The sequence below is a fragment of the Enterococcus sp. LJL99 genome (assembly GCF_054871725.1).
The window spans coordinates 443,387-459,875 of the sequence record NZ_JBTXLT010000001.1; the positions used below are offsets into that span (position 1 = coordinate 443,387).

General features: G+C 31.3%; 15 protein-coding genes. 3 read left to right on the top strand and 12 right to left on the bottom strand.

All coding sequences use genetic code 11. The features are described from left to right. Positions 1-26: 26 nt before the first annotated feature. Complete coding sequence (locus ACYSNW_RS02175) at positions 27-2,948, top strand: P-loop NTPase family protein (protein ID WP_461742737.1); 2,922 nt, start codon at positions 27-29, stop codon at positions 2,946-2,948. Here ACYSNW_RS02175 and ACYSNW_RS02180 read toward each other — a convergent pair. The 3 genes from ACYSNW_RS02180 to ACYSNW_RS02190 form a co-directional block, all read right to left on the bottom strand. Further along, entirely contained in the window at positions 2,925-4,025 is a 1,101-nt protein-coding gene (locus ACYSNW_RS02180) for a glycosyltransferase family 2 protein (protein ID WP_461742738.1), read from the bottom strand. The two genes, ACYSNW_RS02175 and ACYSNW_RS02180, sit on opposite strands and share 24 nt — an antisense overlap. Before the next feature lie 238 nt (positions 4,026-4,263). After that, positions 4,264-5,958 carry an oleate hydratase gene (locus tag ACYSNW_RS02185; RefSeq protein ID WP_461742740.1) on the bottom strand — a complete coding sequence of 565 codons (1,695 nt, stop codon included), beginning with the start codon at positions 5,956-5,958 and terminating at the stop codon, positions 4,264-4,266. Between the two features lie 27 nt (positions 5,959-5,985). Continuing rightward, entirely contained in the window at positions 5,986-6,117 is a 132-nt protein-coding gene (locus tag ACYSNW_RS02190; RefSeq protein ID WP_461742742.1) for a methanol dehydrogenase, read from the bottom strand. Positions 6,118-6,296: 179 nt separating this feature from the next. Here ACYSNW_RS02190 and ACYSNW_RS02195 point away from each other — a divergent pair, with 179 nt between their 5' ends. Continuing rightward, positions 6,297-7,064, top strand: coding sequence for a type 1 glutamine amidotransferase domain-containing protein (locus ACYSNW_RS02195; RefSeq protein ID WP_461742744.1), 768 nt, complete (start codon positions 6,297-6,299; stop codon positions 7,062-7,064). Positions 7,065-7,227: 163 nt separating this feature from the next. Here the strand turns inward: ACYSNW_RS02195 and ACYSNW_RS02200 are convergent, their stop codons facing one another. The 5 genes from ACYSNW_RS02200 to ACYSNW_RS02220 all read right to left on the bottom strand — a co-directional run bounded on the left by ACYSNW_RS02200 (position 7,228) and on the right by ACYSNW_RS02220 (position 10,678). Continuing rightward, positions 7,228-7,764 (bottom strand): helix-turn-helix domain-containing protein, encoded by a 537-nt coding sequence (locus ACYSNW_RS02200; protein ID WP_461742746.1) that lies wholly within the window; start codon positions 7,762-7,764, stop codon positions 7,228-7,230. 147 nt (positions 7,765-7,911) lie between these two features. After that, a complete protein-coding gene (locus tag ACYSNW_RS02205) occupies positions 7,912-8,400 on the bottom strand; it encodes a P-loop NTPase family protein (RefSeq protein WP_461742748.1) in 489 nt (162 codons plus the stop codon). A 121-nt stretch (positions 8,401-8,521) separates the two neighbouring features. After that, a complete protein-coding gene (locus ACYSNW_RS02210) occupies positions 8,522-8,977 on the bottom strand; it encodes a DUF3021 domain-containing protein (RefSeq protein ID WP_461742750.1) in 456 nt (151 codons plus the stop codon). Beyond that, the gene (locus ACYSNW_RS02215) at positions 8,971-9,405 is read right to left on the bottom strand and encodes a LytTR family DNA-binding domain-containing protein (RefSeq protein ID WP_461742751.1); all 435 of its coding nucleotides are present in this window, start codon (positions 9,403-9,405) and stop codon (positions 8,971-8,973) included. Before ACYSNW_RS02215 ends, ACYSNW_RS02210 begins: the two co-directional genes overlap by 7 nt. Positions 9,406-9,496: 91 nt before the next feature. Next, complete coding sequence (locus ACYSNW_RS02220; RefSeq protein ID WP_461742752.1) at positions 9,497-10,678, bottom strand: MFS transporter; 1,182 nt, start codon at positions 10,676-10,678, stop codon at positions 9,497-9,499. A 98-nt stretch (positions 10,679-10,776) separates the two neighbouring features. Between ACYSNW_RS02220 and ACYSNW_RS02225 the strand changes: the two genes are divergently transcribed. Next, positions 10,777-11,670 (top strand): helix-turn-helix domain-containing protein, encoded by an 894-nt coding sequence (locus ACYSNW_RS02225; RefSeq protein ID WP_461742753.1) that lies wholly within the window; start codon positions 10,777-10,779, stop codon positions 11,668-11,670. A gap of 218 nt (positions 11,671-11,888) precedes the next feature. Here ACYSNW_RS02225 and ACYSNW_RS02230 read toward each other — a convergent pair whose 3' ends face one another. The 4 genes from ACYSNW_RS02230 to ACYSNW_RS02245 all read right to left on the bottom strand — a co-directional run bounded on the left by ACYSNW_RS02230 (position 11,889) and on the right by ACYSNW_RS02245 (position 16,275). Further along, positions 11,889-12,926, bottom strand: a complete 1,038-nt coding sequence (locus ACYSNW_RS02230; RefSeq protein WP_461742755.1) for a LacI family DNA-binding transcriptional regulator — start codon at positions 12,924-12,926, stop codon at positions 11,889-11,891. Positions 12,927-13,042: 116 nt separating this feature from the next. Continuing rightward, positions 13,043-13,858, bottom strand: coding sequence for a carbohydrate ABC transporter permease (locus ACYSNW_RS02235; RefSeq protein WP_461742756.1), 816 nt, complete (start codon positions 13,856-13,858; stop codon positions 13,043-13,045). Further along, positions 13,855-14,736, bottom strand: a complete 882-nt coding sequence (locus ACYSNW_RS02240; RefSeq protein WP_461742758.1) for a carbohydrate ABC transporter permease — start codon at positions 14,734-14,736, stop codon at positions 13,855-13,857. The genes ACYSNW_RS02235 and ACYSNW_RS02240 overlap by 4 nt, the downstream gene beginning before the upstream one ends. Positions 14,737-14,886: 150 nt before the next feature. Then, positions 14,887-16,275 (bottom strand): extracellular solute-binding protein, encoded by a 1,389-nt coding sequence (locus ACYSNW_RS02245; protein ID WP_461742760.1) that lies wholly within the window; start codon positions 16,273-16,275, stop codon positions 14,887-14,889. Positions 16,276-16,489: the final 214 nt, after the last annotated feature.

Here is a 16,489-nt window from a genome sequence, read left to right on the forward strand (position 1 = left end):
CTATAAATTATTTGGAGGTTTGAATTATGTTTGAATGGACATTTATGAATATAGACAACATAGAGCCTCATTCACTTTTTGAACACTTACTACACGAATTTTTAGAAGCAAAATTTGATAGCTATCATTGGGAATTAACCAAAAGTTCTGGAGATAATAATAGAGATGTACTAGGAACTAGTAAAAAATGTGGAGACAAGCATTGGGCAGAAGCAAAATTCATTAAAGATGTAAGAAAAAAAAACATTTCCTCAAGGCGTTTTGATTCAACACTTATTTCATCATTACTTAGTGAAGATAATATAATTGCCGTTCATTTTGGTACGAATATTTCTTTTCCAGACAGTTTTATAAGAAGATCAATACAGTATAATTCTTGTATAGAAATTGAGAATACATATTATATCAATAAGGAATCTCTAGAACACTGGCTATATGAAAATCCTGAAATTGCTAAAAAATATTTTGGTAGTCCTATTGATGTATCTATGTTGAGTCCTTCAAAAGTTAATATTGAAGAATTACTTTTTTTAAAAAAAAATGATTCTCATAAATTTGAGATAGTGGATCTTGGTATCATTTCTAGGAAAGTTATTTATCAAATAAAAGTAGTTATTCAAGTGAATAACATAAAAAAACAACAAATCAAACTTTTTGTAAACGGAAACGAATTAAATATTGAAGATGATTTGTTTATTGAAAGCGGAATTCAAGTATTCTCATTTTGTAGTGAGGAAATTTTACAAGATGGGGAAAACATAATTAAGATACTAGATTTAGAAGAAAACATATTAGATGAAAAGAAATTTTCAATTAAATATATTCAATATCAATTTACACAGACTCAAACAAGTTTTATTAATCATTTTAACAACAGGAAAAGTTCTAACACTATTTGGAATATACATGGAGAAAGTGGTACTGGAAAATCATGGATTTTGGATATTTTAGGTTCTAGCTATGGTAGTAGAGAAGAAATCGTTATTTTAGACTTTGATGGAAATATGCAAAGTATGAACACTCTTACTTACCTATTATGGAATTTAGAGAATTTCAAAATAGATACTATTGATGAGAATAGAACCGAATTTTATGAACAACTACAAGTAATGTTGCAAGATCAAGCTTTGGAACAATTATGCAATAGCTTTGAAGAAGCATATGGAGAAAAATGGATTTTTCCAAAAGAATTAAAAGGAAAATCAATTTTCATTTTTAAAAATATTTCAAGGTTAAGTAAAAAATTCTACGAATCCTTATTAATTCCTATATTTAATTACCTTATTGAACAAAATCAAACACTAATTATTGAATCTGAGAAAAAAATATCTTTTAAATTCATGAAACAAGAAAAATCTACTGGAATCTCATTTGAGGAAATGAGAATGCTAACGACAGAAGAAATTAAAGGTTTTTTTCTTCAAAAGCATTACTCATTAGATGAAGAAGAAAAAGAATGCGTTGCAATTCTATTAAAGAACTCTTTTAGATCATTAAAACAGATCTATGATTTTCAACCCGTATTATCAACAGATAAAAATTTTAAAGAAATAGTTCAAATAATTGAACAGGTAAGAATTGAACAACAGTTAACAGAAAATGATAGGATACTTTTACTAGCTTTAACTGAACTGGTTAATATAATCGAAGTACACTTATTAGATTTTCCAACACGTTATCAAAAATCTTTAAACAATTTACTCAATAAAAAGTATATTTCAAAAAAAGACGATGTGGTTTATGTAGATAAAAAGAATAACTATAAGTTAAACTTGAAAAAAAACTATCAAGAAATACTTTGTGAGTTTTATGAACAAACAAAAGAAATAAGAATTGCTTATAAAATTGTACAACTAGATGATACCAAATGGGAAGAGCTAAAACAGCCAATACTTGATGCTGCAGCTGAACTTTACAATAATAATTACTATTATGATGCATTAAAAGGATATGCACTATTTGTAAAATATATAAAAAAAGATTATTCCAGAATTAATATAAATGAAATTGACATAATATATAATTATGCTGAATGTTTAAATCATACAACTTCAGCTGAAAGTTCATTTGAACAACTACATTTTGCTTTAGCTCTTGCAAAAGAAAAAGGAACAAAGGAGCAAGTTTTTCATATTGAAGGAGAGCTGTTAAGTATAGCCTATTGGCGTTTTGTAAACAGTCATAATTTATTGGAACAAATCTTAATTTTTATCGAAAAAGTAGATGAGTATGGTTCCAAAAATATGATGACAAATAAAATCAGACGTGGTTATGAGACAGCGCATAACAGATATATGGTAACAACTTTATTAAATGATAACTTTGAAGAAGCTGAAGAATGGTTTATAAAAAATATTGAACTGAGTAAACTTCATGGTGAAAAAAGACATGAAGGATATACATTAATGGATTATGCTAAAGGTATATATCATAAAAAAAATCATTGGAAAAAAGCTTTGGAATTATTAAATAAGGCTTATTCTATTTTCAATGATGAAACGAATACTGAATTACGTCGGAAATTAGATTGTCAATGTGAAATAAGTTATTTAAAGTATCTAATGGACGAGTCTCTTGGGATCGAAGAATTTAGGCGCAATAAAGAAAAACTAAGAAAACATGGTTTTTTGACACAGTTTTATAAAGCCGAATTGAAAGAAATTATGCTTCATGTCTATTCTAATATTCAAAATCATGAAATGATAGAAAAATTAGATAAAATTGAAAAGTCAGATAAAATTTCACCTTCTCCTCGAACAAAATATTTGATAAAACACTTAAAATCTTTAGTACTATATAGAGAGGGTGATTTAAATAAAGCTAAATTACTAGCTGAAGAATGTTTAAATATACTACCAATGGACGGCTATGATAGCTATCGGGAAATAAATAGTTATAATACGGACATTGCTACAGAAAATTTTCTATTCGATTTTAGAATTTGGTAAACGGTAGATATTCCCATGTAAATCAGCAATGATAGAAAATCTGAGATCAAATATGGCAAATATATTAGCATTATTTTTGATATCTAAATAATGATCTGCCAAAAATATTATTGGAGCGATACCTTCCAAAATTTGCAAAGGAATTTTTTCTTCTAAAACTATTTTTTCTTTTTTTGAATATCTTTCGATATCAATAATAGGATCTTTGCAGTTTAAATTACTCAATAAAGGTTTCCAAGAATTATGAGGATAACTACTACAATTTATAACAGTATAATTAGTAGATAGTTCTATAGGATTTAGTTGTTGTAATATTAATTTATGAAAATCTAACATTAAAATGTCTTTCCATTTATACCAAAAATAACCATCTTGATAGGATGTATTTCTGAATATTGTCTCTCGACTACCTCCTTGAGTATGAAAAGCTTTGGCATTTGGGACAACAATACATTGTTTATTTAACTCATAAGTTACCCGTAAGGATAAATCTAAACCATCCCAAGCATTGTAGAAATATTCATCAAAACCATTTAAAGCAAAAAAATCAGTTTTTCTAATCATATAGAAGGCAGAAGTCAAACCTTGCCGAATGTTATTTTCTTTTAGAAGATCATTATCTAAATCAGTTCCATTCAATGCATGATTATTAAAAAAAGAACCAAAAACATGTCCAGCAGATTGAATTTTATTGGTTTGGGGATATATTAATAACCCTTGTGCAATCCCTTTTTCAGGAGAATCTTTCAATTGTTTTAAAAGAATATCTATAGAGGTTAACACTGGGAAAACATCAGTATTGATAAATAATAGATAGTCTCCAGAGGCACATTTAGCTGCTATATTATTAACTTTTGAGTATCCTAAATGATTTTTTTCAGTTTCTATATGTTTAATATTATTATTATTTTTTTCAAAATTGGAAATGAGTTGGTTGACAAAGCTACTTACTGCTCCATCTTGAATCATGATAACTTCATAATTATAGGTAGATACGATTTTATTAAGATGTGTAAGAAAATTTTCAAGTAATTGATAAGTATTCGTATATGATACAATAATACTAATATGTTCCATGTAAAAACCTCCAAATAATTTATAGTTATTTGGTTATTATTATACAGCAAATACCTACAAATAGATATATATTTGTTTCCTTATTTTTTATTTTTTGTCTATAAAATCATTTTTATAGCGTATATATTATAGGAATATCTTATTTATTATTCAAAATAAATTGAATTAAGAGAATAAGTTAGAGCTAAACAAATCTATCTATAAACATAGACTAGACTTGTTTAGCTCTTAAATTTTTCTATTCAAACATTTTCTTCGCTGCTTTTAACAATGTTGGAATATCTTTATCATATCTTGGAGTCTTCACTAACTTAGACATTGGAACACCTGCAAAATGGAACGCTGCAATTTCACCCGAACGGACAGCACTTTGTTCAGTGAAAATCATTTGATAGGGTTGTTCCACAAATTCACCTGTAAATGCTAAATTGGTTGAATGTTCTGGAATCACTTTTGGTCGATCAATTTTAGCTCTGTTGTTAAACAACGCAGAAGCATATGGCATATATACAGGAATATTATTGACAATACTTGCCAAGATTTCCTCTTCTTTTTCTACAATATTGATTGGTCCAGGATCAACTTTAGATAATTGTCCAATCAACTCTTGCGCCATTTCTTTACCAGTCATCTTGATATATTCTTTTTCAACAAATTCACCTTGACGTCTTGGATATAAGAAGTATCCCCAAATAACTGTTTCATTTGGTTTTTGTGTTGTAAAATGTGGTTGATGATGAACCACAATCGACATATTGACGTCTTTATGCCCTAATGGCGTAATTGGTGTGGTTGAAATAAATGAATTTAACGCATTTCCTGGTGTTTGAGTCGTGATTCTAACGATTTCATTCAATAATAAATGATTTTTAGTCGTCAACGTAAAACTTACCCATTCACTTGCATCACGATCGGCAAAGAATTTATCTGCATTACCTAGATTATAAAATTTTTCACTAATATTTTTCCAAAGAGTTGAAGCCGCACCGTAATCCATATTTTCGGCTGCTGGTGTATCATAGTCCCCTAAAGTTGCTGAATCAGTAATCGAACCATTGGTGAAAATAACCGCTGTATCATCATCGATTGGCAAATAGTGGCTTTCATTTGTTAGCGTATCAATCATTTTGATTCCTGTAACAGTAATTTCATCTTGCATTTTTGTTTCTTTAAAATCAAAATCAGTCACTAAACGATTTAACACAATTTCACAGCCTTGATCCTTTAAATAATTAATCAATGGCAACATGATACTTTCAAATTGATTGTATCTTGTCCGATTCACACCGACTAAATGTTCGATTTGAGTGAATTCATAAATCATTTGGTGCATATAACGACGAAATTCTTGAGCCGAACTTCTAGTTCTAAAAGCAAATGTTGTTTCCCACATAAACCAAAAATTCGTTTCAAAAAAGTGCGGATCGTCTTTAAAGTATTCCGCAATTGTCATATTATCTAGTTTTTCTTCTTCTGAATCTGGCATTGAAATTAATTTAGTCAACAGTTTTCGATCCGTGTTGTCAAATCCTAATTTTCCACCATCGATAATTCCTTTGCCACCTTCAAGTAAGCGCGCTTTATCATAGGTTCTATGTTTGGCATCAAATTCTCTAGTATCTTCTTCTGCCGTCATATTAGGCTCTGTAGCGGAAGGAATTCTACTTAATAAGTCCATTAAATCAACATAGGTCCGATAATTCAACATCCGACCACCACGTGCAATGTAGCCTTTCGTGTTTTCCATTGGATGATTTTCATTCCAATATTCATCGGTTACAGTATCGGTTGGTGCGCCATCATTGGATCCGTGATCATCTAATGAGTAAAATTTGATTTGAGAACCACGCCAACCACCTTCTTGAATAAGATAAACGGCCGCAGCCATATTTGCGATTCCAGCACCGATCATAACAGCTTTGTTTTTTCTCATAATAGTTTCTCCTTCAAATTTTGACTTTTACTTACTAGTATCATATTCATCATATAAATAATCATCGTTTTCAAGCAAACCAGTTTTTTTGCCTAAATACAATCCAGCGATTGTTAACAAACCGATTCCTACGCCTACTGCCATTAACTTGTTTTTCATAAGAACATCTCCTACCATTTTTTTGTAAAATCATTTTGATAAGTCGATTCTATTCCCCTAAAAGTTGAAATACAAGTATCTATACTTAAAAATCCATTTCATTTAAACACTTTATGCAAACTGTCTATATTTTTCATTTTTTTTAGCAAATCGCTTATACTTGAAACGGAGGTGAGTTAATGTTACTAATTCCATTACCTGATTATGGCTTTGATCCGACAGAAGCCGCTATCCCTTGGAAATTTTTCTCTCAAAAAAATGAAAAAATTGTTTTTGCCACCCCAACTGGTAAAATTGCTACGGGAGATCAACGTTTATTAACCGGCAAAGGCTTTGGATTATTGAAAAAAGCACTGATGGCACAACCTAGTGCAATCAGCGCGTATCACGAGATGATTTTATCTGAAGAATTTAAACATCCTATTAGTTATCAGGATATTATTCCAGAAAACTTTACTGGTCTTTTATTGCCTGGAGGACATGATCCTGGGATGAAAAGCTATTTAGCTAGTACAATTTTGCAAAATAAAGTTGCTGAATTTTTTGCAGCTCAAAAACCTATCGGTGCGGTTTGCCACGGAACAATTGTTGCCGCAAGAACGACAGATCAACAAACAAAACAATCTGTTCTGTATAACTACGAAACAACTGCTCTTTTAAAATCACAAGAAATGTTGGCTTATGGACTGACATTTTTATGGTTAAAAAATTACTATCGTACCTACCCAACACCTGTGCAAGTTGAAGTAACAAATGTATTAAAGAACTCAAAACAATTTCATACAGGACCGTTACCTCTTTTTAGAGATAGCGAAACGAACGATAAACACGCTTTTGTTGTAAAAGATCGCAATTATGTTTCAGCGAGATGGCCTGGTGATGCGCACTTATTTGCTAAGACATTTTATACTACTTATTTAGCTTATACTGATAATAAAAATAAGTAGAATATCATTTTTTGACAGATACGTTCTTAAAATTTTAAGCTCGAAAAAGTTACTCTAAAATAAACGGTAAATCACAAAATAGACAGTGACTATTGCATGATGCTTTTCAATTTTTGTGATTTAGCGCTTATTTTAAATGGATCTGAATAACAAGATCCTTTATTTATAGTAAATACAAAAAAGCGATAAACAAGCTCAAACATAATACAAAGACAAACAAAAAAATACGTGAATGTTTCAATTCATTTTTTAATTTATCCTCTTTTCCTTTTAATGAATACAAGTTCATTTTTAAATAGGAAAACGAAGCTAGATTCGTACAACTAGCCAGCCCAATAATTAAAAGACTCCATATTGAATCTATTTCTAATGGCAGATACATCAACATAAGTAAAAATATTCCTGTTGCAATAGGACCTACCCAATAAATTTTTGTTAAATCAGCAATTTTTTCTTTTTTCTTCATTTCATTAACTAAGGTAGAGTCTTCTAATAAAAGTTCATCTAAAGATAAATCAAAAAGTTTTGCAATCCGAATCAAACTTTCAATATCTGGTACCGTTCGTTCATTTTCCCAGTTTGATATCGTTTTTTTCGAAACAAAAATAGCTTCTGCTAATTGAATTTGGGTCCATTGTTTTTCTTTCCGTTTTTCCTTTAACATTCGACTAATTTCCATTTTTCCACCCCATACCTTCAACTCAATTTACTTCCTTTTGTCTCTAGTTTAGTTATTTTCTTTTCAATTAGCGATAGAAAATCATTCCTTCTATTCAAAAATCCAAGTGGAAAAACATTGCTTCTTCCTTTAGCTATAGGCTTTTCTTCCGCTAATGCTTGCTATTTGCTAAATAGTTAAATCATTTAAAATTATGGTGAGTATTTGTTCATGACTAACTTCTTCAGTGATTAATTGTTCATTTTCAAGACCAAGAAAATCTTTTTCAATAAACCATGAACGCATTTCTTTAGTATCGAAATTTGTTTTGTTTTTAGTCTGATGTCTTCGAATAGTTTCTTCAAAAGTTAAATCATAATAATAAACGAACGATTCATCTGCAAGTAGTAATGAGCGTCTCAACATTTCTCCATATTTATCCTTTGCTAAAATTCCTTCAATAATTGTATATTCACAATGGCGCAGCCCATAAAGTACCATTGTTTCAATCAATCCGATGGCTGAATTGTTAGGATAATCTTTCACTTGTAGCAACTCTCTTCGAATTGTATCTTGCGAAATCAATAAATTCCCCGCACCTAATCTAGTATGTAATTGTTTGGCAACGTTGGGTTTTCCGCTACCAGAGTTCCCACGAATCAAGATGACTTTTGACATTTCTTTTTCTTGCCTTCCCCGATTAGATTTTTTTCAGACATCAAAAAAACACTTCTTAATAATTTTACCATTTCACACCAAAGATGTTGATAAAACAATTAAAAAGCGCTGTGTTCTATAACTATTTTCTCTCTTGAATCATTTGATTCATCTCAACCAGTTGTTTTTTTACACTATTCATAATAAACAACCAAATCGCCACATAGATGCTTATATAAATAAACGTGAACGTTCCGATTTGTAACACATCAAGCTTAATCCATTGAGAAAGCAAGGCGACCGAAATAAACGAACCATAACAAAAAATAAAGTTTACAATTGTCATTTTAGTGATACTCCAATCCGTCACTTGAAAAATAAGTGCCGCTCCACTTGGAAAACCACCTAGAATACTCCATAAAAGGAGCGATACGACCATCGCTGTACTCTGATTACTGAATTGTTCCATAAATTTAGGCGTTGAAGGATAGTAGAAGCCTGAACCATTTAAATAAGAAAAGATAATCGAAATCACTAACCCCATAAAAATACCTAGCATAGCACCTGAAAAACTTTTTTTGACAATTTTTTTTAGCATCCTAATCGCTCCTTGATTTTTTTTAGATAGCGCCTTGACGAACTCGTCATCGCTCCTGTTTGAAACGTAATTAAAATAAGTCCATTTCTGGTTAATTCAAATTCTTTTACATCATCTAAATTGATAATTTCAGTATTCGAAATCCGCACAAAATTTTCGGTAACTTGCGTCTCTAACTCATACAATCGAGAAGCTATCAGCCATTCATTTTCTCCGCAAACCGCATATACTTTCTTTTGACTAGTATAAAAACGGCTCACTTGTTGTAGAGGAATTAGTTTGTTTTTTCCTGCTATTTTTCCCGAAATAACTTTTGGTTTTTTTTCAATATATGTAATCCACTCATTCACTTGCGCATTTTTTTCCTTCGCTTTTAGGATTACCAACTGTTCATTTAAATTTTGATCTTGTTCAAAATTAACCTTCATTCTCTCACCTCTATGATTAGTGTATAAGGAATGCCAATGAATGTATAGCTTTTTGGGATAGGTGGTTATTTTAAAATGATAAGTGGTAAACTTAAGTCAAGTGTCTCCGAATTTTACTCAAAATCAAACTTCCTATTGCTGTTATTAAAGCTAAAAGAACAAATATTTTTTGTGAATCTGTATAAGTGAACAAACGAATAAGATATGCCCCTACGATAGGACCTAATGTACTTCCGATTTTGATCAATTCTGTTAAAGCAAAATAAGTCGTTTTATGATTTTTGGGCGCTAATTTATCAACCGTATAATCTAAATGTGATCCTAACAATACTTCAGCCAGACTATAGACAATCATCATAAAAAAACAGCCACTCACATGATCAGCTACTAAAACTAGCAACAAACTTCCCGAAAATAACAGATTACTAGCAATCAAACTGATTTCAAGACTAAGTTTTTCTGTATATTTTAGCAGTACAAATTGAAATGACAGCACAAGTAATTGACAAATCGACATAGTAAGAGAATATCGTTCAATTCCATTAGAAAAACGACCACTATTCGTAAAATATTGTGAAACGGTTGAGGTAAATTGAGAATAGCCGAAATAAGAAAAGCTTATCCCAAATAGAAAAAAGAGAAAGGGACTTGCTGTTTTAAATGAAAAAGTTCTAGTTACACCTGAAGAATGATGTTCTTTCTTTCGATTTTCAATAGGTTTATTTCTAAAAAAAATAAAATGAATGACACCAATCCCTAAATAAATACTTCCTAACCAAAGATAGGAGGTTAATTTATCGTTAGTATTAACTATCATTCCTGCTAAAGGACCAAGTAAACCACCAAAATTAATTGCTAAGTAGCGCAGATTAAAAATAGTAAATTTTTGTATTTCTTCTGTAGTAAGCGATAGTAGAAACTTTGAACTTGATTCATAAATCGAATAGCAACAACCGTTTAATCCATTTAAAAGCATCAAAATCCAAAAACTTGTAGTAAAATAAAAGGAAAGAAATACCATGCCCAAAATTGTAGGAATCAAAAAAATCAGGTGTGTTATTTTGATTTTTTTCATTAATTTACTAACAAAAAAACTAGTGAAAACCACCATTAAAGGATTCATTCCAATAATATAGCCAGTCTGTACAGGTGTAAAATGAAGCCTATTTGTCAAATAAATAGAAAGAAATGGGACGCTCATAAATAATCCAATTCTTGAACAAAGGGTTCCTAGTAGTAAAATTTTTGCAGAAGTAGATACGTTTCTTTTCATTGATTCGCTCCTTTTAGTTATTCTCTCTAAAAGATATCAAAGAAAAAAGTTTAGCTACTTTCTTTGTGCCTTATCCTCACAAAAATAAGGAGGTCACTATGAAACAATATGGAAAAACCTTTAAATTTATTCGAAAAAATAAAAGTCTATCTCAAGAGATCGTTGCTCACCAAATCATGAGCCGTTCGAATTTATCCAGATTTGAACAGGGAACTTACGCCGTTAGTTATGTCGTTTTTATTCAATTACTTCAACGACTAGACATGCTTTACGAAGAATTTATCTATATTCATAATAACTATCAGCTTAGTAAAAAAGATCAATTGTATGCAACGCTTGTATCCGCAGAAACAAAGGAGGAATTAGCAAAAGTCAACGCCATTTCTCAGCACGCTCAACAAGAACTCGCTAAAGGAAATCTTGAATATGAATTACTTTTTTTTACAGCCCAAACAGCACTTTATCAAAAAAAAGAACCCTCGCAATTAACGAGGGATGAAATGAAAAACTATCTTCAAAAAAAGCTGATTGAAACGGATACTTGGTTTTTAAATGATTTTCGGGTACTAAACAACTTTCTAACCTTTTTGGAGAATGAAGAAATCGACTATTTTGTAGGTCGTGCAGTCAAAGAGTTTAGTAAATATGAACAAATTTTAGTAAGAAATAACGTTTATGTTCACCTACTTTTAAATGCTGGAACAATTTTTTTTAAGCGGCAAGATTTTGAAAAAGCTCGCATTTATCTGCTTGCTACAAAGCAATGCGCTGTCAAACAAAATAAATTACTGCAAGTTCTTTTAGCTGAATGTTATCTATACAGTATTGATATTTATGAAAAAAAGGAAGCGCAAATTGCCAAAAAAGAATGTGCTACGCGTTTAGACTTACTTTGTTCATGGGGGTATTCTACCTTAGTCGATGAATTAAAACGAATACTCATTCAAAACCAAGGTGAGGTTGGGACAAAAGCGGTTAGCTCCGAGAAATAAGAAGGAATTTCCGAAAATGACAGGAAACACGAAAGGTTCCCTTTCGATGTTGAATGATTCCTACTGGGTGTTCTTCAAATTTTTGGTGAATTTCGGCTTATTTCTGAAGGAGCTGCTTTTGCACCACCGTTTGTTCGGTTTTAAGAGATAAAACAAAAGTGTTTTTTACTTTTGTCTCACCCACTTGCTCAACGCTAAACAAATTAAGTGAAAATTTTTCATTCGTCTAAATGAACTTTTTTATGCACTGAGTCACGAACAATCAATTCAAATGGTAAATTTAAGATAATCGGCGCTTCTGAATCTTTTGCTTGAATCATTTTTGTTAGTGATTCTACTGCAAGCTCTCCTTTCTCAATTTGATCCAACTTGATTGTGGTCAGTGGTGGATCACTTAAACGAGCATAACGAATATCATCAAAACTAATAATAGAAATATTTTTTTTAGCATATAACTGTTGTTCCTTTAAATAATGAATCAACTCTATTGATAAAAAGTCTGCCGTAGTTATAATAGCTGAGTAATCTTGAAGATTTTTTGCTAACTTAGGTAGTTGCTTATCTGTATACAACTGTTTAGTATTGTATGTTAACTGATGTTGTTTTAATGCCGCTTGATACCCTTTAAAGCGTTCTTGAATAACACCAGCCACATTTTTTTTGAAAGGATAGCTAAAAAATGCAATCGATTCATGTCCATTTTCAATCAAATAATTTGTAGCAACCATAGCCGCTTGATAATTATCTGTATTAATAAAAAAGCGCTGCTGCTTGGTTTTTAATCCTTCAATCTGTTTTTCTGCCAAATGAGTATCGATAAAAACGATTGGCGCATTGATTTTTTGTTCAAAATCATCAAAAAATTCTTCAATAATACTAACGGCAATAAAGCCTTCAAATTTCCAATTACGCTGTAGTGCTTCGACATCTGCGACAGAAGTGACACTATGCACAAGAATAAAATACCCCAATTCTCGCGCTTTTTTTTCAATTCCATCTAATACTTCTGCAACAAATGGATCAGAAAAATTAGTTTGTTCAATTTCCGAATAATAAAGAACGCCAATCAAACTGGAGGAAGATTGAACCAAAGCACGAGCATTCATGTTAGGCGTATAATGGTATTTATCTATGATTTGATTAATCAACTGTATTTTTTCAGCTGAAACACGGTGTGCTTTTTTATTAATCACATTTGAAACAGTCGTTACACTAACACCTGCTTCTTCCGCAATTTTTTTGATTGTTACCCTCATGTTCTTCACCAAATTTCTAGTTTATTCTATACTTTTTACTATTCCATTCAAATGAAAGGACGAAACAAAACCAGCTGGTGCTTTTGTTCCATCCCTTTTATTATACCATTATTTTTTCATTTTCCAGATCCGCTTGCTACTCCTGCGATAAATTGTTTTTGGAAGATTATATATACAATAATCACTGGAATAATCGAAATAGAGGTTGCCGCAAACAAACCGCCATAATCTGTTCCATATTGACCATTGAATAACCGCAATCCAACAGAAATTAATTGTTTACTTTCATCATTAATCATTAAAAACGGCCATAAGAAGTCTTCCCAACTCCATAAAAACTGAAAAATTGCTAAACTAGCAATCGTATTGCGGGACATTGGTAAAATAATTTTGTGAAAAATAAAAAAATCTGAAGCACCATCTACACGAGCAGCCTCCATCATTTCATCAGAAATTTGTGAAATCGATTGACGAAACATAAAAATCCCGAAACCACTGACCATAGATGGAATAATTAATGCTTTATAGCTATCCAACCAACCAAAATCCACCATCATTTCATACTTTGGAATCACGGTTACAGCCCATGGTAACATCATCGTTGCCAAAACAATTCCAAATAATAAATTTCGACCTTTAAACTTAAATTTTGCAAATACAAAACCAACTAAAGCACTTGTATAAATAATAATAACAGTTGTTAATACTGAAACGAATAAACTGTTTAAAAACATTCGCATAAAATTAAATTTCTCTTGTACATCAATATAATTTTGTACAGTCGATGGTGTTGGAAAAAAACTACCACCAATTTTTACGATTTCACTATTTGGAGCAAAGGAAGAAACAAGCATCCAAATAAACGGAATAATCGTTAAAATAGCCAATCCTAATAAAAGTAAATTAAATAAAAACATCGCTGTCTTTTTCATTGCGCTTGTTTCCTTTCTCCAGTTAATTTAAACATCAAAATCGTTAAAATCCCTATGATTACAAACAAAATAATCGCCATCGCTGAAGCCGTGCCAAAATTATATTTTACAAATGCTTCATCAAAAATAAGATAGGAAATGACAAATGTTGAGGTTCCTGGTCCTCCTTCAGTCATAATAAGGATTTGAACATATGCTTGCAAATAAGTAATCAGAGAAGTAATCACAACAAATAACGTCGTCGGTTTTAGTAATGGCCATGTAATGTTGATAAATCGTTGCCAACGACTGGCACCATCAATATCAGCTGCTTCAAATACTTCTTCTGGCAAGCCCATTAAGCCACCTAAGAAAATAACCGTTGCATAACCAAAATCTTTCCAAATCGTCATGATAATTACGGCTGGTAAAGCCCATGTTGTGTCTTTCAGCCAATTAATATCTAAATGAAACACTTTGTTGATTAATCCGAATTGAGGATTAAACATCCACATCCAAACAAAGGAAACAGCTACTAAAGGAGTAATCGTCGGCATATAAAACATCCCTCTAAAAAAAGTTTTAAAACGCGCTAATTTGGAATACAATAGCATCGCCAAACCCAAGCCTAAAACAACTCGAAAAATAACGGAGAAAAATGCAAACACGAAGGTATTTTTAATTGATTTCCAAAATAACGAACTACTTAAAACGGTTTTAAAATTTTCTAAGCCAACCCAATCATATTTATCAATCAACGGATTCCAATCATGGAGACTTCCTGCAAAAGCCTTATAAATTGGATAAATCAAAAAAATAGCAAAATAGATAATCAATAAAAAAACAGTGATATTTTTCAGTGAAAACAACCGTGAAGATTTAACAGTTCCTTCTTTCATTTAACAAATTCCTCCTTTAGAAAAAGATAGACAGTTAACAAAACACTCCATTTCTTCGTTCGTTTCCGTCTATCTTTTCAACTAATGACAATTTAAAGCTACTTTTTTAGTCCAAATTGAGACAAAAAACGGTTTTTTTCTCAATTACACTTATTTTTTTGCTTCACTGTAAAATTCATAACTTGGTTCTAATGAAACAAAGTCTGTATTTTTCATTTCAGACGCCATTTTTTCTTGGCCATCTTTAATGGCTGTTTTGATATTTTTACCGTTGTATAATACATCTTCCATCGTTTGAGTCGCGGTTGTCTCAACGGTTGCAGGAAAAGCACCTGGCCAAATCAAACGATCTACTCGCGGAGCCAAAACACTTAGTACAGGATTTTCTAATACACTTTTATCATTAGCTAAATTTTTCTTCATAGGAAAAGATGCATAACTTAATGCAGCCTTTTTAGAATATTCGTCATTTGCTAAAAGGAAACGAATAAAATCTTGCGCAACAGCCTGCTGTTCTTTACTTTGATTTTGATTGATGCCAGGAGTACTTTCTCCATTGTATCGATCATAAGCAAACGGTACTTCTTCAGTCGGTGTTGGTGTTGCAAAAACACCAAAATCAATCGTTGGGTAGTTCGTATTTAATTCATTTAAAAAATGACCCCATTTATAAACCATAGCCGTTTGTCCATTTCCAAAACTTTGAGTAGAATCATCGCCAAAATCCTTTGAACCTACTTGATCCTTCTCATACAAATCAACTAAAAATTGCATATTATCAATTGTCGACTGATTGTCAAAATCTACCTCTTTGCCATTTTCTTTAAATAATAATTGACTGTTTTGATAATTCAATCCTTCATAGATTGCCGCGTAATCTTTATTAAAATTAAAACCTGCTTGACTAATTTTTCCGCCATCTGATTTCGTCAATTTCTTAGCTACTGTTCTAAATTGATCCCAAGTTTTTGGAATATCAGCATCAGTTAATCCCGCTTCTTGCCACAATTCTTTGTTATAATAAATACTACCTGTATTCATAACACTATCTGTATAGTAAATTTTATCATCAATCAAATGAGCATCTACACCATTGAAATCTGCTTGTAACTCATTGACCGGAATATCATAAGCTGCTAAATATGGAGATAATAAATCATGTTGCGAGTTATGAATATTAAATAAAGCAGGTCCATTTTTTCCTTTTAGTGCTAAAGGTAACTTTGTCCAGAAATCATCCCATGGATTATTCACGATTTTAATTTTGACATTTGGATAAATTTTTTCATATTCTTTAGCCATGTCAATTGCAGGATCTCCTTCATTCCAAGTCCAATATTCTAAATTGATGGGTTCGCCATCGTTAACCAACTTATTCGGATCAAATGTGAGTGTTTCACCTAAGATCTCCATCCCCTTATCCGCCTTGTCATCCTTTGTCCCTGAAGCTTCTTTACCACTAGAACCACCTGAAGAACATGCTGCCAACCCAACCATTACCACAATAGAAAACAATGCCAGCCAAACTTTCTTTTTCATTCTCTAGACCTCCAGAATTATTATTTCTATAAGTTTAACGTTAAACTTATTTTTATAAGCACAAGTTTAACGTTAAACCAAATGGATGTCAAGCGCTTTCAATAAATTAATTTTTTTTATTATTGGGAACAAATCTATGTATTCAATTGAATTCATTCAAAAAAACGCACGCTCATGAAAAAGTAAAAAAACACAACTAGAAACTATTCCATAT